The organism is Methanoregula sp., from assembly GCF_002835825.1.
Lineage (GTDB): Archaea > Halobacteriota > Methanomicrobia > Methanomicrobiales > Methanospirillaceae > Methanoregula.
This window is the reverse complement of record NZ_PIZH01000525.1, coordinates 1-1,437: the sequence shown is the minus strand read 5'-3', so window position 1 is coordinate 1,437 and position 1,437 is coordinate 1. Positions and strand designations below refer to the sequence as shown.

The window sequence follows — 1,437 nt, the reverse complement described above, 5'->3', positions numbered from 1 at the left end:
CATTAGTACTGTGATAACATCTATCCATTTACAAATCAAACAGCTGGTGCTATGCCACGCCAGCGCAGACCGATAAACCATGACCTTTATACCCGCGGCGGTATCATTACCGAGCGTGACCCGGATTTCTGCATCGTCCGGCTCCGTATGCCGGCCGGTATGATCACTCCCGGCCAGATGAAAGAGCTTGGGGAGATTGCCGCACGGTACGGGGTCGAGATGGTTCACCTGACCACCCGCCAGACCATGGAGTTGCCCCATGTCGACCCATCCGTCCTCGAACCCCTCCTCAAGGATCTGGAGAAGAACGGTACCCCGCTTGGTGCCGAACGGCAGGAGGTGGTCAATATCACGGCCTGTCTGGGCACCCGCAACTGTAAGTTCGGCATCATCGACAGCGTTGCCCTGGCAGAGGAACTTGACAAGAAGTTTTTCGCAAAGGATCTGCCGGTCAAGGTCAGGATCGCGATCTCCTCCTGCCCGAACGGGTGTGAGAGCGAGAGGCTTAATGAGATCGGGATCACGGGCATCCAGAAACCGATCCGGGATCCGGGACTCTGCACTGGCTGCGGCACCTGCACCCACTACTGCCGGGAGAAGGCCATCGAAGTTATCGACGGGGTTGTTGTCCTTCACCCGACCCTGTGTATGGAGTGCGGGTTCTGTATCCTTCCATGCCCCTTCCATATCATCCAGGGCGCCCCCCCCGAGTTCCGCATCACGCTCGGCGGACACCGCGGACGGCACCCGAAGATCGGGCGGCATCTGGTGGATGTGAAGACTCAGGAGGAAGTCGTCAGAGTCGTTGACAAGATCATCTACTGGATCTACCGGCAGGCATCCACGGACTCCATGCTTCCGGAACAGCTGGACGATCTTGAGTTTGATAAATTCCGGGAGACTATCGTAAAGATGACCGGAGGATAACGTTCTGATTTCCTGCATCCATCTTTTTTCTCTCACGTTCTCCTGCCGGTAAATGTTCAGCCTCCTGGTGCATCGTTGCCAAGTGCGGCACACACTCATCAGGGGGTGAGGAACACGAAGATGGTCATCAGATAACAGGTTTGTCCCCGAAATTTTTTCAACCGGCGGGAAAAGAAAAGGTGGGTGGAAAAAATACTTTCAGTAAGCGATGGTCCGCATTTCCCGGAGCGTCTCGGCCTCTATCTTCCGGTAGTAGGACTTGGGGTAACCGCAGGAAGGACAGCGCCAGTCGGCAGGGACCTTTGAAAAGTCAGTCCCGGGCGGGATCGGATCTGCTGCCAGAACCTTGCACTCATATTCCTGCATCCTGTCGGTGTTGCAGAGGATCGTGGAAAATGCCTTGGTCTCTCCTACTGCCGGGTCATAGATATGACCGCACATTGTGCACACGTACTTGTCCATCGTGATAACCTCGGGTATGTCCTGAATTCAGGTAACATAATTCTATTA

At 55.0% G+C, this 1,437-nt stretch carries 2 protein-coding genes; one reads left to right on the top strand and one right to left on the bottom strand.

Features of this window, described 5'->3' with window-relative positions:
• Positions 1-51 precede the first annotated feature (51 nt).
• Positions 52-927: a 4Fe-4S binding protein gene (locus CW742_RS12945; RefSeq protein ID WP_292421021.1), complete on the top strand. Its 876-nt coding sequence runs from the start codon at positions 52-54 to the stop codon at positions 925-927.
• 198 nt (positions 928-1,125) lie between these two features.
• On the opposite strand, the gene CW742_RS12940 is transcribed toward CW742_RS12945, so the two are convergent.
• Entirely contained in the window at positions 1,126-1,389 is a 264-nt protein-coding gene (locus CW742_RS12940; RefSeq protein WP_292421018.1) for a rubredoxin, read from the bottom strand.
• Positions 1,390-1,437: the final 48 nt, after the last annotated feature.